At 37.0% G+C, this 25,860-nt stretch carries 29 protein-coding genes; 14 read left to right on the plus strand and 15 right to left on the minus strand.

Annotated elements, in window-relative coordinates:
* The first annotated feature begins 38 nt into the window (after positions 1–38).
* Positions 39–1,778, plus strand: a complete 1,740-nt coding sequence (locus PH210_RS02035) for a B12-binding domain-containing radical SAM protein (protein WP_289982560.1) — start codon at positions 39–41, stop codon at positions 1,776–1,778.
* Positions 1,779–1,803: 25 nt separating this feature from the next.
* On the opposite strand, the gene ykzE is transcribed toward PH210_RS02035, so the two are convergent.
* Both ykzE and ykzP read right to left on the minus strand, forming a co-directional pair.
* Entirely contained in the window at positions 1,804–1,938 is a 135-nt protein-coding gene (gene ykzE, locus PH210_RS02040) for a protein YkzE (protein WP_263297902.1), read from the minus strand.
* A gap of 1 nt (position 1,939) precedes the next feature.
* Positions 1,940–2,101, minus strand: coding sequence for a protein YkzP (gene ykzP, locus PH210_RS02045; protein ID WP_166257651.1), 162 nt, complete (start codon positions 2,099–2,101; stop codon positions 1,940–1,942).
* Between the two features lie 133 nt (positions 2,102–2,234).
* Between ykzP and PH210_RS02050 the strand changes: the two genes are divergently transcribed.
* From PH210_RS02050 to PH210_RS02070, 5 genes are all read left to right on the plus strand, one after another.
* Positions 2,235–2,576, plus strand: coding sequence for a DUF3905 domain-containing protein (locus PH210_RS02050; RefSeq protein ID WP_289982572.1), 342 nt, complete (start codon positions 2,235–2,237; stop codon positions 2,574–2,576).
* Positions 2,577–2,662: 86 nt separating this feature from the next.
* Positions 2,663–3,784: a CdaR family transcriptional regulator gene (locus PH210_RS02055; protein ID WP_289982574.1), complete on the plus strand. Its 1,122-nt coding sequence runs from the start codon at positions 2,663–2,665 to the stop codon at positions 3,782–3,784.
* Between the two features lie 104 nt (positions 3,785–3,888).
* Positions 3,889–5,301: a glycolate oxidase subunit GlcD gene (gene glcD / locus PH210_RS02060; RefSeq protein ID WP_289982576.1), complete on the plus strand. Its 1,413-nt coding sequence runs from the start codon at positions 3,889–3,891 to the stop codon at positions 5,299–5,301.
* A complete protein-coding gene (locus tag PH210_RS02065; RefSeq protein WP_289982578.1) occupies positions 5,298–6,623 on the plus strand; it encodes a (Fe-S)-binding protein in 1,326 nt (441 codons plus the stop codon). The genes glcD and PH210_RS02065 overlap by 4 nt, the downstream gene beginning before the upstream one ends.
* A gap of 113 nt (positions 6,624–6,736) precedes the next feature.
* Positions 6,737–6,940, plus strand: coding sequence for an alpha/beta-type small acid-soluble spore protein (locus PH210_RS02070; RefSeq protein WP_289982580.1), 204 nt, complete (start codon positions 6,737–6,739; stop codon positions 6,938–6,940).
* 44 nt (positions 6,941–6,984) lie between these two features.
* On the opposite strand, the gene PH210_RS02075 is transcribed toward PH210_RS02070, so the two are convergent.
* The 6 genes from PH210_RS02075 to PH210_RS02100 all read right to left on the minus strand — a co-directional run bounded on the left by PH210_RS02075 (position 6,985) and on the right by PH210_RS02100 (position 14,021).
* Positions 6,985–8,088, minus strand: coding sequence for an anti-sigma factor domain-containing protein (locus PH210_RS02075; protein WP_289982582.1), 1,104 nt, complete (start codon positions 8,086–8,088; stop codon positions 6,985–6,987).
* On the minus strand, positions 8,085–8,831 hold the full coding sequence (gene sigI / locus PH210_RS02080) for an RNA polymerase sigma factor SigI (protein ID WP_289982583.1): 747 nt from the start codon (positions 8,829–8,831) through the stop codon (positions 8,085–8,087). Before sigI ends, PH210_RS02075 begins: the two co-directional genes overlap by 4 nt.
* Positions 8,832–9,076: 245 nt before the next feature.
* The gene (locus PH210_RS02085; protein ID WP_289982585.1) at positions 9,077–9,544 is read right to left on the minus strand and encodes a hypothetical protein; all 468 of its coding nucleotides are present in this window, start codon (positions 9,542–9,544) and stop codon (positions 9,077–9,079) included.
* A gap of 105 nt (positions 9,545–9,649) precedes the next feature.
* Entirely contained in the window at positions 9,650–11,188 is a 1,539-nt protein-coding gene (locus tag PH210_RS02090) for an aldehyde dehydrogenase family protein (RefSeq protein ID WP_289982587.1), read from the minus strand.
* A gap of 15 nt (positions 11,189–11,203) precedes the next feature.
* Positions 11,204–12,301 (minus strand): SDR family oxidoreductase, encoded by a 1,098-nt coding sequence (locus tag PH210_RS02095; protein ID WP_289982588.1) that lies wholly within the window; start codon positions 12,299–12,301, stop codon positions 11,204–11,206.
* A gap of 139 nt (positions 12,302–12,440) precedes the next feature.
* On the minus strand, positions 12,441–14,021 hold the full coding sequence (locus tag PH210_RS02100; RefSeq protein ID WP_289982589.1) for a peptide chain release factor 3: 1,581 nt from the start codon (positions 14,019–14,021) through the stop codon (positions 12,441–12,443).
* A 176-nt stretch (positions 14,022–14,197) separates the two neighbouring features.
* Here PH210_RS02100 and PH210_RS02105 point away from each other — a divergent pair, with 176 nt between their 5' ends.
* The 3 genes from PH210_RS02105 to PH210_RS02115 all read left to right on the plus strand — a co-directional run bounded on the left by PH210_RS02105 (position 14,198) and on the right by PH210_RS02115 (position 16,854).
* Complete coding sequence (locus PH210_RS02105; protein WP_223595089.1) at positions 14,198–14,458, plus strand: hypothetical protein; 261 nt, start codon at positions 14,198–14,200, stop codon at positions 14,456–14,458.
* A gap of 122 nt (positions 14,459–14,580) precedes the next feature.
* Positions 14,581–16,320, plus strand: a complete 1,740-nt coding sequence (locus PH210_RS02110; RefSeq protein ID WP_289982595.1) for an AAA family ATPase — start codon at positions 14,581–14,583, stop codon at positions 16,318–16,320.
* A gap of 111 nt (positions 16,321–16,431) precedes the next feature.
* Positions 16,432–16,854, plus strand: a complete 423-nt coding sequence (locus PH210_RS02115; RefSeq protein WP_289982598.1) for a YkvA family protein — start codon at positions 16,432–16,434, stop codon at positions 16,852–16,854.
* 28 nt (positions 16,855–16,882) lie between these two features.
* Here the strand turns inward: PH210_RS02115 and PH210_RS02120 are convergent, their stop codons facing one another.
* On the minus strand, positions 16,883–17,011 hold the full coding sequence (locus PH210_RS02120; RefSeq protein ID WP_289982600.1) for a YjcZ family sporulation protein: 129 nt from the start codon (positions 17,009–17,011) through the stop codon (positions 16,883–16,885).
* 20 nt (positions 17,012–17,031) lie between these two features.
* A complete protein-coding gene (locus PH210_RS02125) occupies positions 17,032–17,139 on the minus strand; it encodes a YjcZ family sporulation protein (protein WP_223595085.1) in 108 nt (35 codons plus the stop codon).
* Between the two features lie 214 nt (positions 17,140–17,353).
* Here PH210_RS02125 and PH210_RS02130 point away from each other — a divergent pair, with 214 nt between their 5' ends.
* Complete coding sequence (locus tag PH210_RS02130) at positions 17,354–18,166, plus strand: glycerophosphodiester phosphodiesterase (protein WP_289982605.1); 813 nt, start codon at positions 17,354–17,356, stop codon at positions 18,164–18,166.
* A 38-nt stretch (positions 18,167–18,204) separates the two neighbouring features.
* Here PH210_RS02130 and PH210_RS02135 read toward each other — a convergent pair whose 3' ends face one another.
* Together PH210_RS02135 and PH210_RS02140 are read right to left on the minus strand one after the other, a co-directional pair.
* Positions 18,205–19,035 (minus strand): undecaprenyl-diphosphate phosphatase, encoded by an 831-nt coding sequence (locus tag PH210_RS02135; RefSeq protein ID WP_289982607.1) that lies wholly within the window; start codon positions 19,033–19,035, stop codon positions 18,205–18,207.
* Between the two features lie 89 nt (positions 19,036–19,124).
* Positions 19,125–20,306 (minus strand): response regulator transcription factor, encoded by a 1,182-nt coding sequence (locus tag PH210_RS02140; protein WP_289982609.1) that lies wholly within the window; start codon positions 20,304–20,306, stop codon positions 19,125–19,127.
* Positions 20,307–20,580: 274 nt separating this feature from the next.
* Here PH210_RS02140 and PH210_RS02145 point away from each other — a divergent pair, with 274 nt between their 5' ends.
* Genes PH210_RS02145 through PH210_RS02155 form a run of 3 tightly spaced genes read left to right on the plus strand, consistent with a single transcriptional unit; the run spans position 20,581 to position 22,264 of the window.
* Positions 20,581–21,183, plus strand: a complete 603-nt coding sequence (locus PH210_RS02145; protein WP_289982611.1) for a DUF6230 family protein — start codon at positions 20,581–20,583, stop codon at positions 21,181–21,183.
* Positions 21,184–21,224: 41 nt separating this feature from the next.
* A complete protein-coding gene (locus PH210_RS02150; RefSeq protein WP_289982612.1) occupies positions 21,225–21,668 on the plus strand; it encodes a DUF6114 domain-containing protein in 444 nt (147 codons plus the stop codon).
* Between the two features lie 23 nt (positions 21,669–21,691).
* The gene (locus PH210_RS02155; protein WP_289982613.1) at positions 21,692–22,264 is read left to right on the plus strand and encodes a hypothetical protein; all 573 of its coding nucleotides are present in this window, start codon (positions 21,692–21,694) and stop codon (positions 22,262–22,264) included.
* Positions 22,265–22,306: 42 nt separating this feature from the next.
* Here PH210_RS02155 and PH210_RS02160 read toward each other — a convergent pair whose 3' ends face one another.
* The 3 genes from PH210_RS02160 to phaQ form a co-directional block, all read right to left on the minus strand.
* Positions 22,307–23,494, minus strand: coding sequence for a coiled-coil domain-containing protein (locus PH210_RS02160; protein ID WP_289982615.1), 1,188 nt, complete (start codon positions 23,492–23,494; stop codon positions 22,307–22,309).
* Between the two features lie 405 nt (positions 23,495–23,899).
* On the minus strand, positions 23,900–24,496 hold the full coding sequence (gene phaP / locus PH210_RS02165; protein ID WP_289982618.1) for a polyhydroxyalkanoic acid inclusion protein PhaP: 597 nt from the start codon (positions 24,494–24,496) through the stop codon (positions 23,900–23,902).
* Positions 24,477–24,914 carry a poly-beta-hydroxybutyrate-responsive repressor gene (phaQ, locus tag PH210_RS02170; RefSeq protein WP_289982620.1) on the minus strand — a complete coding sequence of 146 codons (438 nt, stop codon included), beginning with the start codon at positions 24,912–24,914 and terminating at the stop codon, positions 24,477–24,479. The genes phaP and phaQ overlap by 20 nt, the downstream gene beginning before the upstream one ends.
* Positions 24,915–25,062: 148 nt before the next feature.
* Between phaQ and PH210_RS02175 the strand changes: the two genes are divergently transcribed.
* Positions 25,063–25,845 carry an alpha/beta fold hydrolase gene (locus PH210_RS02175; protein WP_289982622.1) on the plus strand — a complete coding sequence of 261 codons (783 nt, stop codon included), beginning with the start codon at positions 25,063–25,065 and terminating at the stop codon, positions 25,843–25,845.
* The last annotated feature ends 15 nt before the right edge of the window (positions 25,846–25,860 follow it).

A 25,860-nucleotide genomic window follows, 5' to 3' on the forward strand; every position in this document is an offset into this window, starting at 1 on the left:
AAATTTACGAAAAGAGCCTTAGCAAAAGGAGTATTTTTATGAAGGTTATTTGCTCTACCCTGAATGCCAAATATATTCATACAAACCTAGCAATCCGCTATTTGAAAGCCTATGCTTTGCCTGAGTATGACATTCAAATTAAAGAATACACAATAAAAGACCCAATTATGAACATTGTCTCAGACCTTTATCAACAAAAACCGTCTGTAATTGGTTTCAGCTGTTACATTTGGAATATTGAAGAAACGCTTAAAGTTGTCAATATGATTAAAAAAATAGATCCTTCTATTACAATCGTCTTAGGGGGTCCTGAAGTTACTTACGATACAATTCATTGGATGGAAAACTATCCAGAGATTGATTTTATTGTAATTGGTGAAGGTGAACAAACGTTTAAACAGCTGCTAACTGAATTAGAGACGAGTCATAATTTATTGAATGTTCATGGTGTTGCCTACCGTGAAAATGGTCACGTGAAGTGCACACCACAACGAAATAAGACTGATTTGAAAGAACTGCCATCACCATACCGATTCACTGAGGATATTCCCCATTTGGGCAAGCGGGTAACTTATATTGAGACAAGCCGCGGGTGTCCATTTAGCTGCCAATTCTGTTTGTCTTCTATTGAAATTGGCGTCCGCTATTTTGACCGCGAAAAAATAAAAGAAGATATCCGTTACTTAATGACAAATGGTGCAAAGACGATTAAATTTGTTGACCGCACCTTTAATATCAGCAGAAGTTATGCTATGGAAATGTTTCGATTTCTCATTGATGAACACCTCCCAGGGACGGTATTCCAGTTTGAAATTACAGCTGATATCATGCGCCCTGAGGTTATCGAATTTTTAAATCAAGAGGCACCTGAAGGCTTGTTCCGTTTTGAAATCGGTGTCCAGTCGACAAATGATTATACTAACGAACTTGTAATGCGGAAGCAGAATTTTGCAAAGCTGACCAGAACTGTTACCTTAGTAAAAGAAGGCGGAAAAATTGATCAACATCTTGATTTAATTGCTGGACTTCCGGAAGAGGACTATGCCTCTTTCCGAAAAACCTTTAACGATGTTTTCGAAATGAGACCGGAAGAATTGCAATTAGGGTTCTTAAAAATGCTGCGTGGCACAGGGGTCCGACTACGTGCTGATGAGCATCAATATGTATATATGGATCATTCACCGTATGAAATCCTAAGCAATAATGTTCTTTCCTTTGACGATATCGTAAGAATTAAACAAGTAGAAGATGTCCTCGAGAAGTATTGGAATGACCACCGTATGGATCATACGGTTGAATATTTGGTAACGCAGGTTTTCCCTTCACCATTTGATTTCTTTCAAGAATTCGGATCCTACTGGGACCAGAAAGAGTGGTCAAGAATTGGCCATCAGCTTGAAGATTTATTCCGCCGCCTCTATTCCTTTTTGGAGTATAAATCGATAGAAAATCTAGATGTGGCAGCTGATTTGATGAAGTATGATTACCTAAAACATCATAAGTACAAGCCGAGAAAACCATGGTGGGAGGCTAGTTTTAATAAAAATATGCGGACACAAGTGTACAAACAAATCGCTGAAAATCCTTCTTTATTGGGAGAAGCTTTTATTAAACTGGACCTTAATGAAAAGGAATTATATAAGCATACAATGCTTGAAGAGCTTTCTTTTGATTTATCAAGTTATTTAGCAACAGGTGAGATAAAGATGGTTCCTTCCTATTTATTGGCCTATTTCGATCCAACCAATAATCGGACACTTATATTTCCCTATAGATGAAAGAAATAAGCCGGGAATTCCCGGCTTATTTTTCTTTCCTTGCCCCTTTTTGCTTAAATATCTTTTTTATTTCATATAGCTTGACCCCATTAACATCGCCAATTTCCATACTGAAATCCTCTGTCGGAATACGTGGGGGGATTTTTCGACGCCCTGCCATTTTAGCTTCTTCCTTTTTTTCCTAGTTTTGAATTCCGGTTTTGAAATCGAATAGCATTGTTATTATCAGTGAACTCCGCTGAGAATTCACTTTCCTGAACATTTTTGTGCGGGGTTTTCGTATATTTTTCCACTGCATCAAATTCCGCTTTACGCTTCGCCATTTTGTAACTCCTCCTAATCAGTAATCGTACATATTTAGTTTTTTCATTTATGAATTAATCATTCGTTTCCTTTTTTTTCATTCATAAAATTATCCTGTTGAAAGAAAATAAGAAAAAATGGAGTGGTGAAAAAATGACAAAAGAAAAAAAAGACAATGTAACCATTAACGAAACTATGCCCCACCAAATTAACGCCCCCAGTTTTGAAGGTACTGGTATTAAAATGGAGGCTCCTTTCACAAATGAGCATGGCGTTGTCATCGGAGACAGTCTTTATGCGTCTGAAAACTCGCCTTTGGAAAACTGGTCAAAAGAAACCGATCCTGCCATTATGTCAGGGGACCAGTGGGTTCATCCTACCAATGATATTGGCTGGAATACTGCTGAAAACCGTGAGCTTCTCGAAAGCAAAAAAAAGCCAAAAGGCTATCCATTTATGCATCCTTCCAAAGATGTCAGCCATGGAAGCGACTGAATGTAAAAAACTCTGGGACTATGCCTCCCAGAGTTTTTTATTTGCATGATATAATTAATAGGATAGTTTTTTGAGGGGGACAAATCATGTTATTACCTGAACTCGCTGAGAAAATTGTAAAAGAAGTGAGAAAGTTAATCGGCGAGGATATTATCGTCGTGAATACTGAAGGGTATATCATTGCTAGTACAGACCTTGAACGAGTAGGAACCTTTCATGAAGGGGCGCTTAATGCCTCTCAAAATAAGAGAAAGATGATTATAACAAAAGAAGATCAAACCAAACTTATCGGCGTAAAAGCAGGTATTAACTTTCCGATTTTTTTCCAAAATGACGTAATTGGGGTAATCGGTATTACGGGAGACCCAGCAAAAGTAACGCCTTTTGGAGAAATCATCCGAAAAATGACCGAGCTTTTAATCAGTGAAAATTATTATGCAGAACAATTTGATTGGCATTCCCGTGCTTTGGAATCTTTTGTCATGGATTGGGTCCAAGCCAAAGCGTGGAATGATGCTTTTATGAATCGCGCAAGACTACTTAACATCGATATGGAAATAAAAAGATATGCAGTAATCATTGAATTTTCTGGACTTACCTCCCCAATAACCCGGGAAACATGGTCCTCGATTTTTAAAAGATTTCATACAAATGATCAAGAAGTTGTCGCCCGATCAGGAAATGAACGAATCATTCTGTTTTTCAATTGCACATACGATGCTTCTCGAGCAATGATAGAAAAGCGTTTAAAACAATTTTTTCATTTTTTATTAGAGCGTTTTAACATTCATGCGATTGCTGGTGTCGGCCAGCCAGCGGACCCTAAAGAGATCAGTGTCTCCTACTCTCAAGCTGAAAGATGTTTAAAATTTGTAAAATCACCCAGCATTATTGCATTTGATGAGGATCTAACCCTGGAGATGCTCTTAGAAGAAATCAGTCAAAAAACAAAAAAGGATTTTATAAAGCGGACGCTTGGACCGTTAACCCAGGAAAAAGAACTTATGGCAACCATCAAGGAATTATTTAACCAAAATCATTCATTAAAAAATACAGCAAAAAATTTACATATCCACATCAATACCCTCCATTACCGTTTGAAGAAAGCGGAGGAGTTATCCGGATTAAATTCGAATAATATCCATGATTTATTAACCATGTATCTTGCAACCCTCCTTTTAGATGAACAAACAAAAATTAACTATTAAAATGATATTTTTTTAGATGTTTATCCATAGCAGGCAAATGCCTGTTTTTTTTATACTTATATTAGTTAATTTTGTAAGCGCGTTCACTAAAAAGGAGGAACATTATGCTTTCGAGTATTGTAAAAGAAAAAATAATCTCTGTTGTAACCAGTGAAAACTTTGATGATAGCAAGGTGGAAAGACTTTCTTACTCCTATGATTCAACGCCAAACTTTCAATCCCTTCCCGATGCGGTTGTTAGTCCAAGAAATTGTCAAGAGGTATCTGAAATCGTAAAAATCTGTAATGAGTATAAAATCCCCATTGTCCCGCGAGGATCAGGTACTAATCTTTGTGGAGGTACATGCCCAACAGAAGGTGGAGTCGTAATTCTTTTTAAGCATCTGAACAATATTTTAGAAATTGATGAAGATAACTTAACTGTAACGGTTCAACCAGGAGTTATTACCCTTGATATGACAAATGCTGTTGAAGCAAAAGGTCTGTTTTTCCCACCAGACCCAGGGTCCATGAAGATTTCCACGATTGGCGGCAACATTAACGAGAACTCAGGCGGGCTCCGTGGACTTAAATATGGCGTTACACGGGATTATGTTATTGGATTGGAAGTTGTTGTTCCTAACGGTGATATTATTCGTACAGGCGGAAAACTGGCTAAGGATGTAGCAGGTTATGATCTTACTCGTCTCATGGTTGGATCTGAAGGAACTCTTGGCATTATTACAGAAGCGACTTTAAAGCTTATCCCCATGCCGGAAACTAAAAAAACCATGCTGGCCTTATATCAGGATCTTGAAGCAGCTGCCAAATCTGTTTCGAAAATTATCGCTAATAAAATTATCCCGACAACACTTGAATTTCTAGATCAGCCAACCTTAAAGGTAGTCGAAGCATTCGCGCAAATCGGACTGCCGACAGATGTGCAGGCTGTTTTATTAATTGAACAGGACGGCCCTCCTGAAGTGGTAAACCGAGATTTAGAACGGATAGCTGAGATTTGTAAACAGGAAAAAGCAGTCTCTGTTCAAGTAGCGGCAACTGAAGTAGAAGCGGAAGCGTTACGAACAGCACGACGTACTGCCCTATCCGCTTTAGCCCGTTTAAAACCGACAACGATTCTTGAGGATGCAACCGTTCCAAGGTCAGAATTAGCGAAAATGGTAAACGCCATAAATGAAATTGCCCAAAAATATCAGCTTGATATTTGTACGTTTGGACATGCTGGTGATGGAAACCTCCATCCAACCTGCCCAACAGATTCCCGCAATCATGAGGAAATGGAAAGAGTAGAAATGGCCTTTGCTGAAATATTTGAAAAGGCAATCGAATTTGGCGGCACCATTACGGGTGAACATGGTGTTGGTGTCATGAAAGCGCCATACCTTGAATTAAAACTAGGTAAAGAAGGCATTGCTGTCATGAAAGCAATCAAACAAGCATTGGATCCTAATAATATTATGAATCCTGGCAAGGTTTTTGCAAAAGACAACAGGAAGCGCGTGGTGGTCGGGAAATGACAACAGTGAAAGAAAGAGAAATCCTTCAAGAAAAATTTAAGGAACAAATGAATGAAGATGAGTTACTAAATTGTATGCGGTGTGGATTTTGTTTACCTTCATGCCCGACCTATATAGAATCAGGCTATAAAGAGTCTCACTCACCAAGGGGAAGAATTGCCTTAATGAAGGCCGTTGTTGATGGATTAATTGAACCGGATGAGGACTTTGAACGGTCACTTGAACTCTGCCTCGGCTGTAGAGCCTGCGAACCAGTTTGTCCTTCCGGTGTAAAATATGGGCATCTACTAGAGGATGCACGGGATGTCATCAACCAAAACAAAAAATTTTCCATGCCAGCTAGAATAGTCCGAAAAACGGTATTTGAAGGCTTATTCCCTCATCCAAATCGAATGAAAAATTTAACTGGCTTAATTGGATTTTATCAACGCTCAGGCATTCAAACGATTGCTAGAAAAATTGGCTTTTTAGGATTATTGCCGGAAAATTTAGTAACAATGGAAAAGGTACTCCCCAAAGTGCCGACGATGAAGGAAATGAAAAATCGTCCAGAATACCTGCCCTCAATCGGAACCAAAAAGCATCGCGTGGCATTCTTTAGCGGCTGCTTAATGGATACTATGTTTATGAAAACAAATGATGCCACATGCAAATTATTACAAATAACGGGATGCGATATTGTCATCCCGCCAAATCAAACCTGTTGTGGTGCCCTTCATGGACATAGCGGTGAAAAACAATCCGCAAAGGATTTGGCCAAAAGAAATATTCAAGCATTCGATGAATTGAATGTTGACTTTATTATTACGAATGCGGGCGGATGCGGTGCCTTCTTAATTGACTATGATCATTTGTTAAAGGACGAACCTGAATGGAGTGCCCGCGCAAAATTATTCGTCGAAAAAATTAAAGACATATCGGAAATTTTAGTGTCAGTTGGTTTTCATCAAAAGGTAAAATTAGAACTACCTAAGCAAATTATTACCTACCAAGATTCATGTCACCTGAGAAATGTCATGAAAACTGCTTCTGCCCCTAGAACACTGTTAAAGTCCATAAAAGGGGTTGAATATGTGGAAATGAAAGATGCGGATCGCTGCTGTGGGTCTGCTGGAATTTATAATATAATCGAATCGGAAATGTCAATGAAGTTGCTGGATAATAAAATGATTCAAGCGAAAAATACTCAGGCCGCAACTATTGTCACTGCAAACCCTGGTTGCTTATTACAAATGATGGTTGGAATCGAACGTGAAGGGCTCTCCGTTAAGATGAGAGGAATCCATATTGTTGACCTCTTATTAGAAGCAATAAATGATTAAAATAAACAAGTATTCCATATCCGAAAAACATTACCACTCATGAAAACAAGGAAGCAAATAAATAATATTGCTACAGAGATAAAAATCTCTGAGATAAAAAGGAGTTGAATGAGATGGCTAATAGCAGCAATAAATTATTAGTGCCTGGAATTGAGCAGTACTTGGATCAGGTCAAATATGAAATTGCCCAGGAATTTGGAGTTAATTTAGGTTCAGATACAGTCTCTAGAGCCAATGGTTCTGTTGGCGGCGAAATTACAAAAAGACTTGTGCAACAAGCTCAAGCCCAATTATCGGGTAATTTAACAAACCAATAATTTCATACCATGGAAAAAAGTCCGGGGTTATCCCGGACTTCTATTTATTTAATCAAACCATTTAAATTTACTTCAAGATTTACCTCTTTATCATCTAAATTGACATTAAGGTGTACTTTGGCATTTCCATTCTTTTTTTCATTATTTTTGATTTTATTTTTTTGAGACGGGTTTTCCTTTGGAACCGATTGTTTTTTTGTCTGCCCGTAATTCTGTTTTTTTGTTTGCCCGTCGTAATTCTGCTTAATTTTTTCCTCTTCCATCTTTTTTAATTGTCCAGGAGGAATTGAGTTACCGCCAACTCGGTTATTTTTATTTTCTGAACCTCTGTTATTAATAGTAGTGTTTTCGGTTTGTTTTTTTATTTGACTAGGTGGCCCTGTTGGGTCTGTTTTTTCTATTTTTTCTGTTTTTTCTGACGGGGTCGGAAGGACAGGATTATTTTCTTTATTATTTACATTTGTTTTCAAATTTTCTTTGTCCTTGTTGGTCATGCTTTTCCCTGTTGTTAATCCGTGTTTATGTGCTTTTTTCAAATCTTCTTTTGTTCCTTCAACAACAGTAAGCTCATGATGCTGTCTTTTAACAGTTGATTTGATATCCTTGATATTTTTTTGAAGTTTTTCTTCTGCAGTCTTTTCCAGATGTTTGGTTCGAACAGCTGAGAGGATAATTTTTTCATTATTATTCAAATATCCTTCATCTTTCATTTCGGCTAGAATTGCTTTAGTTACGTCAGAAACGTTTTGCTTTTCCCAATCATCCAACTCTGAAATAACTTTTTTTCCTTCTTTATTATATCCAGTTAATTTAACAACCTGCGATTTTTTATTGACAACAAGCTCAATGCTCGGATTTACATCAATAGACATATAAGCATATGCTTTATTATCTTGGTACATTGGGATAATTACCCCGCCTAGGATAATAATGAACGACATTGCCGCAGCCCATACAGATTTTTGTCTTAAAAAATTTTTCGCTCCATGAAATGATAGATTAGTTCTACTACTTTCAAAGGGAAAAAAATGTATTTCTTCCCCAATTGAATATGTCTGGTCTTGCTTTCGGGCACGCAAAAATTCACCTTCAGGGGTTAAAAGTGTTAGAAATCCGTTATCAATTTTCATTACTATTCCCTTTTTCATTCCTCTAGCACCCCCTTTAAATAATCTTTTAAATAAACATAATCACTCGATAAAATCAGAGCAATCGCAATAATGTATTTTCGATTTCGTTCAATCGTCTTTCTGCTGACATTTACCATCTTTTCTAGCTGCTTAATAGGAAGGCGTTTTTTTTCAAATAACAAATCCTTCAATTCTTGATTCTCAATCAGCATTTTGGCTGCATAAATGGCGTTTTCCCTCGCATCAGCATGCTTTGGAGAATTCTCAACCAAATCGCTGAAATTTAAATCAAATGTATTTAATAAGGTTTGAAATTGTATAATTTCATCTTTCCTGAGCTGTTCATCATTTTTTTTATGAAAGTCATCAAGAGAAAGTTCATTTACAATCACAGTACCAGGTGACTCTTCTTCATTTGATGCATTAGTTAAGTCAATACTAATATGTTGGTTTTTAGTCTGTTTACGGATATAATCAATAACTCTTCTTTTGATAATGACCTCTGAAAAGCTTAATAGTGAGCTCCCACGTTCGGGTGAATATTTTTCAATCGCTTCATTAAATGCGATAAGACCAATACTAAATTCATCATCGGATTCATATATATATCGTCTGCAAACGGAAGATACTGTTTTTGCAATAAAAGGTTTATAGGCATCGATTATTTCATTAATTAAAGATTTATCACCTTGTTGAATTAAGGTGACCGTTTCTTCTAACGTTCTTTTTTTCTTTTTGGTCATAAACAATAAACTTAGCATTTGCTCACCTCTATTCGACCAATTATAACATACGAATGTTACTTTTGGACTTTATGTGGGCAAAGCATTTTCCAAAAAAGATAGACCCCAAGAATGGCTATCTTTTCTTGTTTATTATTTAAAAAAATTTGCGATCGCTATTTTCATTAAATAATTACGTTTCATATGAAGGTGTTTCTGGGGGTTATCGGAAAGTTTTTTTTCCCAATAAAAAAGCATCAAATCAATACATGATTTGATGCTTTTTATTGCTTATGAAATTTAACAGATAACAAAAGTTTTATTAAGAAGCCAATTAGCAGCCCTGGGATTAAAAATAACATGGGTAAAAAAACTGGTCCAGGGTGCACTTGAAATAGTGAAATCTTTGGAGATAACATCAAGCCTACAGTAACAAAATAGGCACCGAATACAAACGGTAAATAGGAGTGTTTCTCATTTTCTGGCATGGCCGAACGATAGCCATCCCAAAGGGAAAACATATAAACACATGGGTAAAACATGAGCCATTGATAATTGGTGACCGACTCAGCTTTTTCTATTTCGCCTAAGAAACTGTACATAATGGCTTGATTAAAATTACTATTCACATTCATGATAAATTCTAATGCTACAAACAATATACCCTTAATATACTGTCTCATTAACAGTTGGCTAAATCCTGGAAATGCAATATTCCATAACACTGTTTCCAATTTATTCATCTTTTTCATGGTACGATCCCGCTTCTTCTAGGCATTATTTAAAATTCAAAACACTTTAATTTAGTCTATCCAGTCTCATGCTAAAATAACGGTGCCCATTGAAATTTCCCAAGTTTAACTTTTCTTTAAAATACTTAAATAACTTTTGGCAAATTGCAGCCAATTTCGTTTAGCTTTAAAGTAACTTTTAAAAAGAGTGAGAAACATTGGGTACTTATCTTCATAGGGGTACCAATGAATTTCGGTCTTCTTCCGTCCTCGGTCCTCAACAATTGATTTTTCATGACAAAAGATTTTCAGACCAGCATCCCCATGATATCTTCCTATGCCGCTTTGCTTTGTACCTCCGAACGGGAGACCATGATTGGCAACTGAAATGATGGCATCATTAATTACCACCGCCCCTGAAATAAGCTTCGAGGCTACTCTGCGTGCCTTTTGAATATCTTTTGACCAAACACTTGCATTTAATCCGTAAACTGTATCGTTTGAAAGCCTAATTGCCTCTTCCTCTGTTTCAAAAGGAATGATAGGGAGAATAGGTCCAAACGACTCTTCTTGAATAATTTTCATCCGGTGATTGACGTTTGTTACCACCGTTAATGGCAAAAACATCCCATTTTGCCATTCCTCAGGAGGGACTCCCGTTTCCAGGACAGCCCCCTTGCCCAGGGCATCCTCCAGCTGATCCTTTACAATTTGAACTTGTGCTGGAAACGTCATAGAGCCTACATCTGCATTTCGATCTGTTCCTTGTCGTAGTTCTGAAATTTCCTTTTTCAATAAAGAAATGAATTTCGAATACACTTCTTTTTCTACATATAGTCTTTCTGCACTCATACAAACTTGACCGCTATTGGTAAAAGCAGCCCATGCAGCCCCTTTTGCTGCTCTCTCTAAATGAGCGTCCTTAAATACTATCATCGGATCCTTGCCGCCAAGTTCAAGTGTCGTTGGAATCAATTCCTTTGCGGCAGCTTCCTGAATGATTTTACCCGTTCTGACAGATCCCGTAAAAAAGATATAATCAGGCCTGCCTTTTGTAAATGCCGCCCCAACCTCTTTTCCCCCATGAGCTATTTGGACGACTCCCTCTGGAAATCCGGCTTTACGAAATAAATCCTCAATGCATTTCCCAACCAGCGGTGTAACTTCTGATGGTTTTAATATAACTGTATTCCCTGATGCAAGCGCACTAATCATGGGTACCATCGCAAGCTGTAAAGGATAATTCCATGGCGAAATAACGAGTACGATTCCTCGTGGCATATATTCAATATAGGATCTTTTGCCAATTAATAATATGGGAGTTGTCACTTTCTTTCGATTTAAGATATTTTCTGCATGCTTGCAAATATGATCAATGCTATCTAAGGTTGGCATGATATCTGCGATAAGAGCCTCCGTTACAACCTTACCGGTGTCAGCAGCAATAATGTCTGCCACTACTTCCATCTCTTCAACCATTATTTCTTTCAGTTTTTTTAAATACTTTAGCCGTTCCCCTATTTGCAGCTTACTCCATACTTGAAAAGCAGTCCGTCCTTTATGATAAATAGAGCCTACTTGACTTACAGGAGTTTCCTCAATCTCGCCTATTTGCTCACCTGTTGCAGGAGCAATAACTTTTAGTTTTTCATGAACCGCATCCATGAACCTTCACCCTTTTTATAAGATATTTATATGATAGCTTGGGTTATCTTTTTGCCTTAAATAAAAGCTTGCCATTGGTTTTATTCCCTCTCTAAAATCGGGGCATATGATTCCAGAATCCTTTAAATCATTTTGAGCTTGGGTGTTGTCAAAATTGCCCTTCCAAGTAAAATAATCTAAAGCTTCTTTTTCTACGCCAAGATATTTCCTTATTGGTTTTATGGAAAGAAACCATTTACCAAGAGTTAAAGGGATCGATCCTTTTGGCTGTTTATTCAGAAGCTCCTGCATAATAATTTCATATAACTCTGATGCACGATAAGGTCGAGGATCCGTTAAATGGTATGTTTTACCCGCAGCCTTTTCTAAGAAGCTGAGATACGCAGTTGCTTGTATAATATAGTCGACAGGGACAAGATTGACAAATGCTTCACCTTTTCCTAAGCGCGGTATAATAGGTAAAAATTTTAGCCGCTCTAAAAAGTTCATGATAAAATAAGGCCCGTCAAATTTAATTGTCTCACCGGTATGAGAATGTCCTTTGACAATACCTGGGCGGATAATTGTGACTGGTACATCTTTTTTTATTCCTTCTACCAATACTTCAGCTTCAAATTTCGTTTCTTCATAATGATTTTTAAAGCGTGCTGGCCTGATTAGTTCCGTTTCATAAAGAGTACCCTCTCGTACTCCAACGACATAGGCAGTACTAAAATAGATATATCTTTTTACATTAGGCAGCCCTCTTATCCATTCATTTACATTTGCTGTCCCGTAAACGTTTACTTTATAAGCAATATCCCGGGGAACTGCCAGGTCATAAATAGCAGCTAAATGGAACACATGGGTAATCTTTTCCTTTAAATTTACCACTTCTTCAGGATTATTCAACAATTCAGATCTTGTAATGTCACCCTCGATTATCGTGAAAGAACTATCTGAAAGTCCAAGCTCTGATAGAATCTTTTTTCGTTCAATTTCTGCTTTATCGGCCATACCTGGCAGTATTAGTGCGAAAACATGGCCCTGATAATTATTTTTCTTCCATACTTCCCGAATTAGTTGATTACAAATAAAGCCTGGAAAACCAGTGAAAAAATACCCTTTTTCCAATATATCTCCCCCTTAAAAAATTACCGATAATTGTTTTCATTGTAATTTTTTCCAAAAAGCTTCGTCTATAGGAAATTAGTTCGAATTTTCATAATATTCATTAGAATAAAAACGGCGGGATAATTCCCGCCTTCGTGGTTTATTCATTTTGATCCATTGGATTATATAGCTTAACATTTGGATTTTTTTCTTGGAACCATCTGAGGGCGAAATCGTTTTCGAATAAAAACACATAATGGTCGTAACGATCCTTTACCAGTAGGCTTCGCGAACTTGAAAGGTTTTCATCTACTTCATTATTTTCCACCCACCGAGCAATCTTAGAACCGATACGCTCCATTAAAACTTCAGCATTATATTCATTTCTCATCCTATGTTCGAATACTTCAAACTGAAGCTGGCCGACTGCCCCTAATAAATACTCCTCCATCCTTACGGATTTAAACAGCTGAATAGCACCTTCTTGAACGAGCTGCTGAATTCCTTTATAGAAGGATTTTTGCTTCATGACGTTCTTAGCAGAAACCTTCACGTATAATTCCGGAGTAAACTGAGGTAATCTTTCATATTGAAAATCGTCTTTACCAGTGGTAAGGGTATCACCAATTTGATAAGTACCGGTGTCATAAAGACCAATAATATCGCCGCTGACAGCTTCGTCTACCGTATTTCGTTCTTCTGCCATAAACGAAGTGGATTGGGAAAGCTTTAATTGTTTACCTAATCTTGGTATATTAACCGTCATCCCGCGTTCAAATTTTCCTGAGCAAACGCGAATAAATGCAATTCGGTCCCGATGAGCAGGATTCATATTGGCTTGAATTTTAAAAACAAAGCCAGAAAACTGTTCTCCCAATGGATCGATTTCACCAGCAGATGAATTTCTAGCCTTGGGAGGTGGAGCAAACTTCAGGTAGGACTCCAGGAATGTCTGAACTCCAAAATTCGTTAACGCACTACCAAAGAAAACAGGTGTTAACGTACCCGCTGCTACTTTGTCCGCCGAAAAGTCATTCCCTGCTTCATTCAAGAGCATAATCTCATCTAATGTTTGATCATAAAGACCTGAGCTTTTTATTGGATGGTCGCCTTCAATTTCTCCCTCTTCATTTAAAGGGATAAATCGGTCTTCTTCACTCACCCGAAATTGCTCAACACGATTATTAAAACGGTCATAAATACCGAGGAATTCTTTCCCCATACCAATAGGCCAGTTCATGGGATATGACTCTATTCCGAGAACCTCTTCAAGTTCGGCCAGCAATTCAAGCGGTGCTTTCCCTTGCCGATCCAATTTATTCATAAATGTAAAAATCGGTATGCCGCGCATCCGGCACACTTTAAAAAGCTTGAGTGTTTGTTCCTCAATCCCTTTTGCTGAGTCGACAATCATTACGGCACTATCAACAGCCATTAAAGTTCTGTACGTATCTTCACTGAAATCTTGGTGTCCCGGTGTATCCAAAATATTAACGCGGAATCCGTTATAATCAAATTGCATCACACTAGAGGTGACAGAAATTCCCCGCTGCTTTTCAATTTCCATCCAGTCACTTGTTGCAAATTTTCCAGTTTTCTTCGCCTTTACAGTTCCAGCGTCACGAATCGCTCCGCCAAATAATAATAGTTTTTCCGTTAGTGTTGTTTTTCCGGCATCTGGGTGGGAAATAATCGCAAATGTCCGGCGTGACAATACTTCTTGTTTAAAATTGTTACCCATCTTGTCTTCCTCTCTTTTGACAATGAAAATTTTTGTCCATAACTTAAATCTTATCAGAGAAATTGTTACCTTTGCAATATTTCAATTTAGTATATGAAGTATTTCTTTTATCGAGTAACCGAAAAGACTATAATGTAATTATGTTCTTAATAGATAAAAATAGCTTAGGAGGCATTATGGATATCACGAAGATTGACCAGCCAACCTTAGATTTAATGACAAAGGCTTTTGCAATTGTCCTTGAGCAAAATAAGGTGTCTTATAAAAAAATTGGGATTGTTGAAGAAGGCGATCAGCTATTATTTTTGTATGAAGGAAAAGACGAAAAAGTTCATGTTTTCAAATGGAGCAAAGCATCCAGTGTCGGCGTTAGTATCGGAGTACTTGCCCAAAGCGTTTTAATGCCGATACTCCCACACCTCCGCTTATTATCATAACATCCATAAAACACCAATCATTTAATAATGGCTGGTGTTTTTTTTCCCACCGATTCCCACATCCATTTTTCTGGAAATACCTTTATAATAGAGAAGTACTCTGTTAAAGGAGATGAGGATTAATGAATGAAAGCAAAAGAAAAGTTTCTAAGTTCATACCGCTGTTCGCGGCGTTTATTATAGTTATTTCAGGCATAATTTGGTTTGTCCAAAGCACGAAAAATGAAGTGTCTATCCCATTTTCATCTGTAGAAAAAACTATTCAAGCGCAAAAGGGAAAAACAGTTTCCCTAACTGAACAAGCAGATGGCAGTATATATATTAAAGCTGGGGAAGCGGAATTTGTTTCCCATGTTCCTCCAAATAGCCAAATGGTCGACAAACTTGTTGAAAAATATAATATTAAATACTCCTATTCAACTACCAGCCGCTACGGAAAATGGATTATGGGCGGAGTTGTTTTACTATTAGCTGGTGCAGCTTTTACTTTGCAAAAAGCAAAGGGCGGATTTGGTCTTAAAAACTCCATGAAAAACAGTGTTGCAAAGTCAAGACCTTTGCCATCTATTACTCTTGAAGATATAGGTGGTCTTGGAGAAGAAATGAAGGAAGAGATTCTTCAAACGCTCACAACCTTAAAAGAGCCTGAGCGTGCTATTAAATTAGGAATTAAGCCGCCAAAGGGCATCCTTTTATACGGGCCTCCAGGCACAGGTAAAACTCTGCTTGCTCAGGCGATTGCCCGTGAATTAAATGCTTCATTTTTTTCTGCAAGCGGCTCAGCCTTTAATGAATTGTTTGTTGGTGTTGGTGCAAGCCGAGTTCGTTCCTTATTCCAAACAGCAAGAAAACAAAGTCCAGCTGTTATTTTCATTGACGAAGTGGATGCACTTGCCGGCAAACGTAAAGCACATGGCGGTGAGGAAGCAGAAAAAACACTTACTGAACTTCTTGTTCAGCTTGATGGCGGTCATTCCAATGATGGAATTTTATTTATAGCTGCTACCAACAGAAAGGATATGCTGGATGAGGCCTTTCTGCGTCCAGGCCGAATTGATTTCTCCTTTCATGTTTCGCTCCCTGATACGAAAGGAAGAAGAGAAATCATTAATATTCATACGAAAGGAAAAGCGCTCGCAGAAGATATCCATGCTTCACTAGATGAATTAGCGGAAAGTACATCTGGCTTTTCTGGAGCAGAACTTCAATCTTTATTTGAAACGGCCAGCAGACGGGCTGTTCGAAACGGTCAAGATATGATTCAAAAGGGTGATCTCGACTATGCACTTGACCGAACCATATTAGGAAGCACGTCCCGCTCTTTACAAGATCTCGATACAAAACGGCGAGTTGCGATTCACGAAGCAGGACATGCCATAGTTGCCTCATTAACAAAACCAGGTTCTGTAAGAAAAGCGACGATTATTCCTCGCGGAGAGGCGCTTGGATATGTTGCGCCAATTCCAAAAGAGCTTCATTTATCAACCACGAGTGACTTATTAGACCGCGTAGCTATGGTTTTAGCGGGCGGGGTAGCAGAAAGAATGTTTCTTGGGGAACATAGTATTGGCGTTAGTGGTGATGTTCAGCAGGCAAAACAGATTATTGAGCAAATGGTCGATACTGGTATGCTTCAGAACGGATTTACCCTAACCTTTAATAAACAGGATAAAGAAGCTAAAATGCAAGAACTATTTGAAAAAGGCCTAGAAAAAGCTGAAGGCTTAATAAATGGCCATCAATATCAGTATCAGCAATTAGTCAATGCCTTATTAAAAAAAGAAACATTAGATGGCGTTGAGGTAGAAGAAATTGTTGGAAACCATTCAAACCATCACACTGAAAACTTAGTATTAGCATAAGATTGAAAACAGGTGCGGCGATGCACCTGTTTTTTCAATTCCATCATAAATAATGTTTTTTTATTTTGGAGGCAAACTAAAGGGGGAAACTCCTTAAAGGAAGTGAAAAGTATGTTCGGAAAAAAAGAAGTATTGGAATTAGAGCAGAATAAATATCGGATCGAAGCAGAAGATTATTTGAACAAACCAGAAAAAACGGAGGGGCTTCTGAATAAAGCAATAAAAAAAGCCAATCAACGAAAAGGAAACCTTGGTGAAGCCTGGGAGAAGCTGCAATTACTGGTTGAAATGATAAAAGCCTATTCAAAAGGTGACTACAAAAATATCTCTAATGCTACTATTTTGACTTGTATTGGGGCCGTCCTATATTTTATTTCACCAATCGATTTGGTCCCAGATTTTATTGTTGGACTTGGAATTATGGATGATGCTGCAGTAATTGGCTACACTATAAACAAGTTAGGAACAGAGATTGAAGAGTTCAAAAAATGGAAAAAGTCCTCTCAAGTTGCAAATGAAAACCCGTTTGATTAAATCAAACGGGTTAGTACATAGTCCTCTATTACCATCTAAAGCAAGCTGCACCTACAATGATTAAAAGGATAAATAAGACAACGATTAACGCGAAACCGCCGCCATATCCAAAGCCGCAGCCTCCATGGCCGTAGCCTCCATAGCCATATCCAAACATTATATTACCTCCAATTTATCTTAATAAAATCCTCCGTAACCCCAAGAAGCCCCAATTATAATTAACAAAATAAATAAAACGACTAGTAGGGCAAATCCGCCACCGTATCCACCTGCTGCACCAGACATTTACATTACCTCCTTTTCTTAATTCCCTATATCCTATTCACCTAGATAAAAATGTGCGATAGACACTTATCCATATAACCCAGAATTGGAAAAAAAGAATAAGCCTATTCTCATCAAAATTACTGGGTATTTGTCCTGAAATAATTTTCAAATTTGACAAATAAAGCGTTTTTCCATAATATGTTCACAACTAATTATGGATTGGAGCAAATAATTGAGAAATGTTGTTACCATTTTCATGCTGATTTTTTTGATTTTATTTCGCCTGATTAATCGTTTAACTAAGAGCCCCCAAGGCCAAGCCCCATTAAAAATTGGCCATCGAGGTGCAGCAGGGTATTGTCCTGAAAATACCTTTGCCTCTTTTAACAAAGCTTTAGAATTAGGTGTCGACTTCCTTGAAATTGATATCCAGATGACAAGAGATGGAGAATTGATTATCATCCATGATCCGACAGTAAACAGAACTACAAATGGCAAAGGGAGAGTAAAAGATTTAACTTTAAAAGAAATTCATGAGCTAGATGCTGGCAGTTGGTTTCATCCGCGCTTTGCAGGTGAAAAGGTTCCAACATTCAGTGAATTCTTAGATGAATATGCTGGTGTTACAGGATTACTCATTGAATTAAAGAAACCTTCATTATATCCTCAAATCGAAGAAAAAATAGCAAATGAGCTGAAAGTAAGAGGACTTGCTTCTGGAGAAAACAAACATCAAATTATTATTCAATCCTTTGATAAAATCTCGTTAAAACGTATACATCATTTGCTGCCTTCAGTACCCATTGGTGTTTTGATTAAAAATACAGTTGTAAATGGACTTTCAACGAATGAATTAATTGGTTTTTCTAGTTTTGCTTCCTATGTAAATCCCAAAATAACTATGATAAACAAGCGTCTAATAAAAAGAATTCAACGCCATGGATTTAAAACAATTATTTGGACTGTTAAAAAGAAAAGCGATGTAAAACTGTTAAGACATTTTAATATTAATGGAATTGTAAGTGATTACCCTGATTACATTTAAAAAGAAAAGGCAGCTCCATTACGGAGCTGCCAAATTTTTTAGAAGAAAACAATATAAATTATGAATGCCAATACAATTCTGTAAATTGCGAATGGCAATAGCTTTATTTTATTAATAAGTTTTAAGAAAAATTGAATCGATAGTAAGGCAAATATAAAAGCACTTATAAATCCAGCGATAAAAAACGGCAATGTATCCATCGTCATATATTGCCAGTTTTTCAGTAAGGAAAGGAAACTTGCACCTGCCATAATCGGAACCGCCATGATAAAAGTAAAATCAGCAGCAGCGCGGTGGCTCATTCCCAGAAGTACACCACCTGATATAGTGGAGCCTGAACGTGAGAATCCCGGCCATAATGAGAAGCATTGAAAAATACCAACTGCTATTGCCTGTCCATATGTGATTTGATCTACAGTTTGCGTTTTAGGCTTCTTCGGCCCTATAATATCAGCAAGGATCATAAACACAGCGCCAATTACGAGGCCAATTAAAACAGTTTTAGTAGAGAATAGGTGTTCGTCGATATAATCATTAAACAAAACCCCTAGAACACCTGCAGGAATTAAACCCACTATAACCTGAGATAATTTAAGCCGTCCCTGACTTGGATTTTCATGCTTGATAAATTTCCCTAATCCTAACATTTCAATAAATCGGTCTTTAAAGGTAACCACAACCGCTAATATCGAACCAAGTTGAATAACTACCTTAAAGGTATTAGCACCGTGCTTTGTTAAAAACGCTTCTGACTTTAGCCACATATCATCGACAATAATCATATGGCCAGTTGACGAAACAGGAGCAAATTCAGTTACTCCTTCCACCAGCCCTAAAATAATTGCTTTTAAGATCATAAGTAAATCCATGTTGTGAAATCTCCTAACTTTTTGTCCCAAAATAATATCAATGAACTTTCCTATTTTACTCATTTTCCAACTTGATAGCAAGAATAAAATTATTCAATTAATCCCATTCGAATTGCTTTCACCGCAACTTCAGTCCTATTTTGTGCATTTAGCCTTTTCATAATATTTGAAATATAGTCTCTTACTGTAAATTCGCTCAAATAAAGCTTTAAGGCTGCCTCTGCTGTTGAAGCACCATCTGCCAAAAGCTTAATAATTTCCGTTTCTCTCGGAGACAAGGTAACCGAACTATTATCAGAAAAATTTGGTTGTTTAATTTCGGCTTGGATAAATTTAGATAACAATTCACCAGAGCTTTGACCAAATTTCATTAATGCTGGATAAAGACTTGTATCTACCGTAAAATGATTTCCTGGACCTTGGTCTAATACTACCCCTCCAATTATTTTTCCTTCCTCCGGAACATAGATAGGAACAATAATTAAGGAAGAAAGTTCAAACTTCTTTACATATTTTTCAGGTAGATCTTTTTCGGCGACCGGTATATAGATTGGCTGAAAATTTTTCATTTCGTGCCCTTGTGATTTAAGTTTAACAATACTTTCATTAAGAACAGGGATATTGGTAATTTTCTCAGCGATTGCTTTAACATCCTCATTATTTAATTGATGGCCAAACAAGCCCACCCCTACCCTTTCTTTATTCGTAAACTTAAACAGAGCACATCGCTTAAAAGGGAGAAAATGGCCAAATCCAAAACAAATATTTTCTACGGATTCCGAAAAATTTTGTGAGCGGATAATCCATTCATTAAATAATATAACAGCATCCTTCCAAATCGTATTATTCTCCTTTTCCGATTGAAAAAGCATCACTTCACTAATCTTTGAAAATAAATAATGGACTGATGGATGTAATTTTGATGAATAAGCGATTCTAGACTTTAGCACTTTATGAGCAGAGTTTTCTAACAAGTTCAAATGAAAAATAAGCGCTTCAGGTTCCGGATCTCTTTTAAAATGATCATGCCACTCCCGCTGAATTTCATCTAACATTTTATATAAATCGGCATTTCCATTATGTACTGAATATAAAAACGCAACTAAAAACTCACTGATAAATTCGAATACCGCTATTGACCTTTTTTTTGTATTTTTAAGAGATTGAAGCGTCAGCTCCCACTCTTGTATAAGCTCGGACTGATAATTAGTTAGTAATTTTACAGCATCATTTAAAAGAATGTCTAAATGATTATTAAGCGATTTCGACATTACGACCCCCTCCTGAGCCTCTAAGCTGTGTCTATAGAATAAATCAATCGTCACTATCTCTATAAATTCAGTTAAACATGCCATATTTCCTGCTCATTTTCTATATTTTTCATTATTTTGGCGAATTCCGCCGCTTAATTATTAGTCATAGGCAAAACTTCCTACAAATGTAGGGATTAACGAAATTATGAATTTGTCATAAAATTGTGACGAATGGCGAAAGCGATTACATACATTACCTGCTTCCGCTACAAAACAAAAGGGAGGAAAAAATATGACAGCTGAAACAATCATTATCGGAGGTCAAACAGTCAAGAAAAAACTAGTACTTGCATTATTAGGTGGATTTGTATTTTTAGGAACACTTCTTGGCCTTTTTGGAGTAACCGGTGTTGCTGCTGCAGTTCCATTAAGCGGGGTGGGGGAATTCACGGTTAAATTCGACAAAATGATAGGTCAAAACTTCCAATTATTAGGTGGAATGGCAGATAGCACTCAAAAACAAAATGTACCTGTCGCGGTAAATAAAATTGAACATGCAACCATTTATGGACTTGAAATCTCAAAGAGCATTTCAATCCCAGGTTTACCAACTTTTAGAGTTGTTATTGAGTCCAAAAATGATGCAAATCCAGTTAAAATCGATGGCCTATTACAAAAGGCAACCGTGGTCAGCGGAGATGCTGAATTTACAAATATGGAAATGAAAGAAACATATGTTGCAGATAAAGACCCTATAACACAAGCCGCCACAGGCTTCACTCAAAGCGCGAACACCATTACTATTAATAATGGTGAATTGAAAACCTTGTATTTATGGCAGGATAAAGTTTCTTTATCCAATATGAAGGTGTATTTTGAAATTCCAAGCAACTAAAAAAATATCAACATAGAAAATTTGAGTAAGGATGATAAAAAATGAACTCTACTTATTCAAAACGCGAGAGGTTTAAAAAATGGAGATCAAGGCGCCCTTTTTGGGGGGCGACCTTGTGTATCCTTTCAGGAATTATCATTTTATATGTTCCAGCACAACTTTATGAACTAGCTGCAACCCCCGGAAATATTTTGTTTGCAGGCTTCTTCTTAGGGGGCCTAACATTGATATTAGGGGTGCTAGGACATATTATGCCAAAACTTTCAACACTTCTCGGAGTTTTAGCGATTTTCTCTTCTGTTTTATCGATTTTGGGGGCTTTGGGCGGTTTATTCCTTGGAACAATTCTTGGCATTGTTGGCGGTTCAATGCTTATAGCCTGGAAGCCTGAGCTTGGGACTAGTGAGACAATCCTTCAGCCAAATGTAAATAAATTTGCCGAAGTAGAAGTTGCTACTGGTAAAGAAACAATTTCAGAACAATAGTGCATCCAAGGATATAGATAAGAATGGTGATGGCATTGAAATGTAGAAGTAATGCTTATAAGTTTGTAATCATATTTTTCCTAATAATTGGCGGGCTCTTGATTCCTAATAAGGTTAGTTTTGCCAGTAATTCAACAATTATTGGATTTATGATTGAAGCAGCACAAATGGATGGTACTATGAGTGGCCCATCGATGATAGCTGGTGATACATCCCAACAAAAGGATCTGCCAATGCTCGAATTAAATTTCAAAGATCTTACAGCAGAAGGCTTAACCATTAAAAAATTAGTTAAAACTCCAAATGGGATTGTAACGCTTAACATGACTCCAAACGAAACAGTTCATTTTGATAATCTTAGCTTAAATGTTACAAACGCTGAATTTACTGAGAATTATCTTCCTGATAACGGAAATATCGGACTCAAAAATGTTAAATTATTGGCACATAAAATTACTACAGGAAACTCAAACCTACCTCAATTTAAGCTAAGCTTTAATGAAGGAGGTCAAGTCGAGTTAGAGCCAGAAGCCGAAGCAAAACTAATCCAACTGAAAACAGTCCTTGAAGGGTTACTAAGCTTAAGACAGCCATAAAAAAGAAGCGATGCCATTTATGCATCGCTTCTTTTCTTTGATTTAGTCATTAATAACTCTCATTACACGTCCATTAAATTTCTTTGCGTAGTACCCTGAACTCAAATCAGCAATAGCAATACCGGTAGAACTTTGTGAACCAATAAATTTTCCGTCACCAAGATAAATGCCAACATGGCCGTCAATTTTATAAGTATCAAAAAATACCATGTCCCCGGGGCGTGCATCACTATACGGAACTCTTGTACCTGTATTTTTTAAAATATCTGTGTGTGCGCCTACTTTAATCCCTGCCTGAGCAAATGCCCAAGATACAAATGCAGAGCAATCGAATCTGCCATTGGCTATATCGGCTGCATTCCTGCCGCCTCCAAAAACATAAACTGAGTTTCCAATATATTTTTCTCCGGCATGGATAACTGTATTGATTGCTTCATTTGGTGATATTGGTATTGAAAAAATCACACTTAAAGGATCTGAAGAAAAGAGTCCCGTTGCCAATAAGTCAGCTTCTTTTGCAGCTAAATTACTATCCTGTTGCTGCAAATTTGCCTTTTCATTGAGCTTTTCCTGTTCCTTTAATTTTAGCTCTTCTTTTAAAGCATCATTCTGCTGTTTTTGTTCTAAAATCAGGGCCTGCATGCCCTCAAGCTCGGTTTTTAAACTTTTTAGGTCAGCAAGTTTCTCTTCAACAGTCAATTGTTTCCTTTCGACATCAATCTGATCCTCTTTATGCTGCCTAACAAGATCTTGATCTGCTTCGACAATGGTTGCCACTGCTCCCAATCTGCCAACAAAATCACTGAAACTCGAGGAACCAAGGACCACATCTATGTAACTTACCTTTCCACCACTTTCTTGAAGAGAGAGGGCACGCTTTTTTATTATTTTATTACGTTTGTCTATTCTTCCTTTTATGTTAGAAACCTCTTTCTCTAACTCTTCTACTTCCTTCTTAGAAGCGATTACTTTTGCTTCGGTCTGGACGATCATATTATTATTATCAATAATTGCCTGATCAACTCTTTTTATTTGTTCTGTCAGCTTTGTAAGTTCATCTTGAACCTTAGTAATTTCCTCATTCGCTTTGATCAGTTCATTTTGGATCCCTGATCTTTGATTCTGAATACTATTTGTCCCCTCTGCCTTAACATCTGAACCCGGCATTACACTAAAACTGCCAAGTAAAAAAATTAGCGCAGCACTAAATGGCATTAGTTTTTCATGCAAATCTGTTCCCCTGCCCTCTAAAAAGATTCAAGATATCTAGTGTTATAGAAATTAATCTTTGAAGATTAGAAAAAAGCTGCCAATTTCTACATCTGTTCTCATTATCTATGTAATGCAATATCCAATCTAACTATTGGTCTATATGTATATGAGACTATTGGCATGGATAATACCAATATCATCCTATTTTACCTATATTAGAAGTATAACATCATATTTTAGCAAATTAGTCTTTTTAATATTACAATTTAATTTCAACTTGGAATTTTTGGCTATTAATAAATTTTATTAAATAAATAAAAAACCACAATCCCTTGATTTGGCAGAGATTGTGGCTTTCAATGTTTTAAGAAGTTATAATTGTGTCTCAATGCTGGATACTTCTCCTTTTATTTTTGAAAGACTTTATTGTGTTTTTACCAGTTCTCTAAAACTATTCTTTCCACGTTCTACAAGATTAAAATGAGTATTTCTTGCAAGTTTAACATAGTCCTTTCGAACTTGGAGCCACGCATTACGCCTTTCCCTTGCATAGGCGACACTAGCTTCTGCACTTCTTTCTAAATTATGCTCCAATTGGTCCACAACATAAATGAAAGATTTAAATGGAGTTAGCGCGAGTTTCTCTAACTGTCCAGTAACCTCTTTCAATTGTGCTTTTAATTCTTCACGGTCGTTATTGGTTACAGCTGCCTCTTTGATGGCCTCTTTACGGGAATTGATTTGATGCAACAGCTCAGTTGTCATTTCTTTATTGGTCTTTTTCGATTGGTCGTACAAATTTGCAATGGTTTTTCTATATTGCTTATTGAATTTGATGACTTCTTTCAATGCATTTATATAGGCATCCTCACGGTTTTCGCGAACCTTTTCTGCACGTTCCTGAGACTGCTCATATTGGTCCCAAAATGTGTTTACAAAAGAACCCAAAGCTACTGAATCCTCTACTAATGGCAGCTCTTTTTCTTCCACAGCTGCTGCTTCATTTTTCTTCTGTGCCACTGTCCTTCCTCCTCTTACTATTATTTACTTTCTCTATTGGATCCTTCTTTTGAAACGAAGGGAGATAGAGCTCAAAGAAACTAGTATACATTTTGAAAAATTGATCCAAAAGCGATTGATATGTTTCTAATTGATTCGCATAGCCTTTTAAGTATGTAACACCAGCTTTAGTTATTGAATATCTTCTCTTAGCAGGCCCTGTTCCTGTTGTATCCCATTCTGAAGATACAAGCTCGTCCTTTTCCAGTTGTCTTAGGAGCCTATACAAATTCCCTTGATCAAGCGTCTTAAACCCGAATGCCTCTAGCTTCTGGCTTAGTTCATACCCGTGAAGAGAAACCTTGCTAAGAAGCAATAAAATAAATGGCATAACGAAGTTTTTTGATGGATTAACAGTTTGTTTATCTTGGTTTACCATATCTCTATCACCTCACCTATATGTATTTTACACCTATAAGTAATATTTTGTCAATCTTGTAAATAAATATTATTTAAACTTGAATTTAATTGTTTACAATTTACTAAACAGGGTTATAAACTTATTAAAAATGATAAGGTGGTGTAAAATGGAAGAAGCAAAATTTAGTAAATCTGGTGTACCATATATGCATTTTGGCAGCGGGCAGCCATTGGTCCTGATTCATGGTCTGGGTGAAGTTAAAGAAGGATGGCATAATCAATTTGAACTAGCAGATCAGTTTGAGTTGATTATTCCAGACTTACGCGGCCATGGAGAATGTACCAAAACAGAAGGAATTACTATTCAAAATTTTGCTGCTGACGTCATTGGATTACTTAAAGAATTAGAAATTGAAAACGCCCACATTCTTGGTCTATCAATGGGTGGAGCAGTTGCACAGGAAATCTACCGCCAGGAACCCTCCCTAGTCCGTTCTCTCGTGTTAATAAGCACATTTCATTATTTCCCTAAAAAACTTAAAAGGATATTATTTGAAAATCGGAAAGCAAAGTTTGAATCCCTATCCTCATCAGACAGTCAAATTGAACATTTAGCACATATGGCCCTTTACTCTTGGAATCAAGGTATTATGGAAAATTTCAGCCACATTTTCCGGCCAAAACATCAGATTTTCATTGATTCTTTGAAGACCTGTCTCGAAGTAAATAATCTTTCCTTGTTGCCTAAGATAAAGGTACCCACCCTAATTATCGGCTCTCAATATGATTCCGTTTTACCTGTTTGGATTCAAGCATGTATGCATAAGTTGATTCCACATTCTAAGTTTATCATAATGAGGAATAGCGGTCATCTTGCTAAACTGGAAGTAAAGAACCGGTTTAATAGTCTAATTAGGAATTTCCTTACCCAGCAAAACAATGCTGCTTAAAAAAGATAAGCGGGC

The organism is Paenibacillus sp. BSR1-1 (assembly GCF_030403775.1).
GTDB lineage: Bacteria > Bacillota > Bacilli > Bacillales > Cytobacillaceae > Neobacillus.

Coding starts and splice junctions, on each gene's coding strand:
- PH210_RS02035 (WP_289982560.1), top strand. CDS start 39: ATGAAGGTTATTTGCTCTACCCTGAATGCCAAATATATTCATACAAAC.
- ykzE (WP_263297902.1), bottom strand. CDS start 1,938: ATGGCAGGGCGTCGAAAAATCCCCCCACGTATTCCGACAGAGGATTTC.
- ykzP (WP_166257651.1), bottom strand. CDS start 2,101: ATGGCGAAGCGTAAAGCGGAATTTGATGCAGTGGAAAAATATACGAAA.
- PH210_RS02050 (WP_289982572.1), top strand. CDS start 2,235: ATGACAAAAGAAAAAAAAGACAATGTAACCATTAACGAAACTATGCCC.
- PH210_RS02055 (WP_289982574.1), top strand. CDS start 2,663: ATGTTATTACCTGAACTCGCTGAGAAAATTGTAAAAGAAGTGAGAAAG.
- glcD (WP_289982576.1), top strand. CDS start 3,889: ATGCTTTCGAGTATTGTAAAAGAAAAAATAATCTCTGTTGTAACCAGT.
- PH210_RS02065 (WP_289982578.1), top strand. CDS start 5,298: ATGACAACAGTGAAAGAAAGAGAAATCCTTCAAGAAAAATTTAAGGAA.
- PH210_RS02070 (WP_289982580.1), top strand. CDS start 6,737: ATGGCTAATAGCAGCAATAAATTATTAGTGCCTGGAATTGAGCAGTAC.
- PH210_RS02075 (WP_289982582.1), bottom strand. CDS start 8,088: ATGAAAAAGGGAATAGTAATGAAAATTGATAACGGATTTCTAACACTT.
- sigI (WP_289982583.1), bottom strand. CDS start 8,831: ATGCTAAGTTTATTGTTTATGACCAAAAAGAAAAAAAGAACGTTAGAA.
- PH210_RS02085 (WP_289982585.1), bottom strand. CDS start 9,544: ATGAAAAAGATGAATAAATTGGAAACAGTGTTATGGAATATTGCATTT.
- PH210_RS02090 (WP_289982587.1), bottom strand. CDS start 11,188: ATGGATGCGGTTCATGAAAAACTAAAAGTTATTGCTCCTGCAACAGGT.
- PH210_RS02100 (WP_289982589.1), bottom strand. CDS start 14,021: ATGGGTAACAATTTTAAACAAGAAGTATTGTCACGCCGGACATTTGCG.
- PH210_RS02105 (WP_223595089.1), top strand. CDS start 14,198: ATGGATATCACGAAGATTGACCAGCCAACCTTAGATTTAATGACAAAG.
- PH210_RS02110 (WP_289982595.1), top strand. CDS start 14,581: ATGAATGAAAGCAAAAGAAAAGTTTCTAAGTTCATACCGCTGTTCGCG.
- PH210_RS02115 (WP_289982598.1), top strand. CDS start 16,432: ATGTTCGGAAAAAAAGAAGTATTGGAATTAGAGCAGAATAAATATCGG.
- PH210_RS02120 (WP_289982600.1), bottom strand. CDS start 17,011: ATGTTTGGATATGGCTATGGAGGCTACGGCCATGGAGGCTGCGGCTTT.
- PH210_RS02125 (WP_223595085.1), bottom strand. CDS start 17,139: ATGTCTGGTGCAGCAGGTGGATACGGTGGCGGATTTGCCCTACTAGTC.
- PH210_RS02135 (WP_289982607.1), bottom strand. CDS start 19,035: ATGGATTTACTTATGATCTTAAAAGCAATTATTTTAGGGCTGGTGGAA.
- PH210_RS02140 (WP_289982609.1), bottom strand. CDS start 20,306: ATGTCGAAATCGCTTAATAATCATTTAGACATTCTTTTAAATGATGCT.
- PH210_RS02145 (WP_289982611.1), top strand. CDS start 20,581: ATGACAGCTGAAACAATCATTATCGGAGGTCAAACAGTCAAGAAAAAA.
- PH210_RS02150 (WP_289982612.1), top strand. CDS start 21,225: ATGAACTCTACTTATTCAAAACGCGAGAGGTTTAAAAAATGGAGATCA.
- PH210_RS02155 (WP_289982613.1), top strand. CDS start 21,692: ATGGTGATGGCATTGAAATGTAGAAGTAATGCTTATAAGTTTGTAATC.
- phaQ (WP_289982620.1), bottom strand. CDS start 24,914: ATGGTAAACCAAGATAAACAAACTGTTAATCCATCAAAAAACTTCGTT.
- PH210_RS02175 (WP_289982622.1), top strand. CDS start 25,063: ATGGAAGAAGCAAAATTTAGTAAATCTGGTGTACCATATATGCATTTT.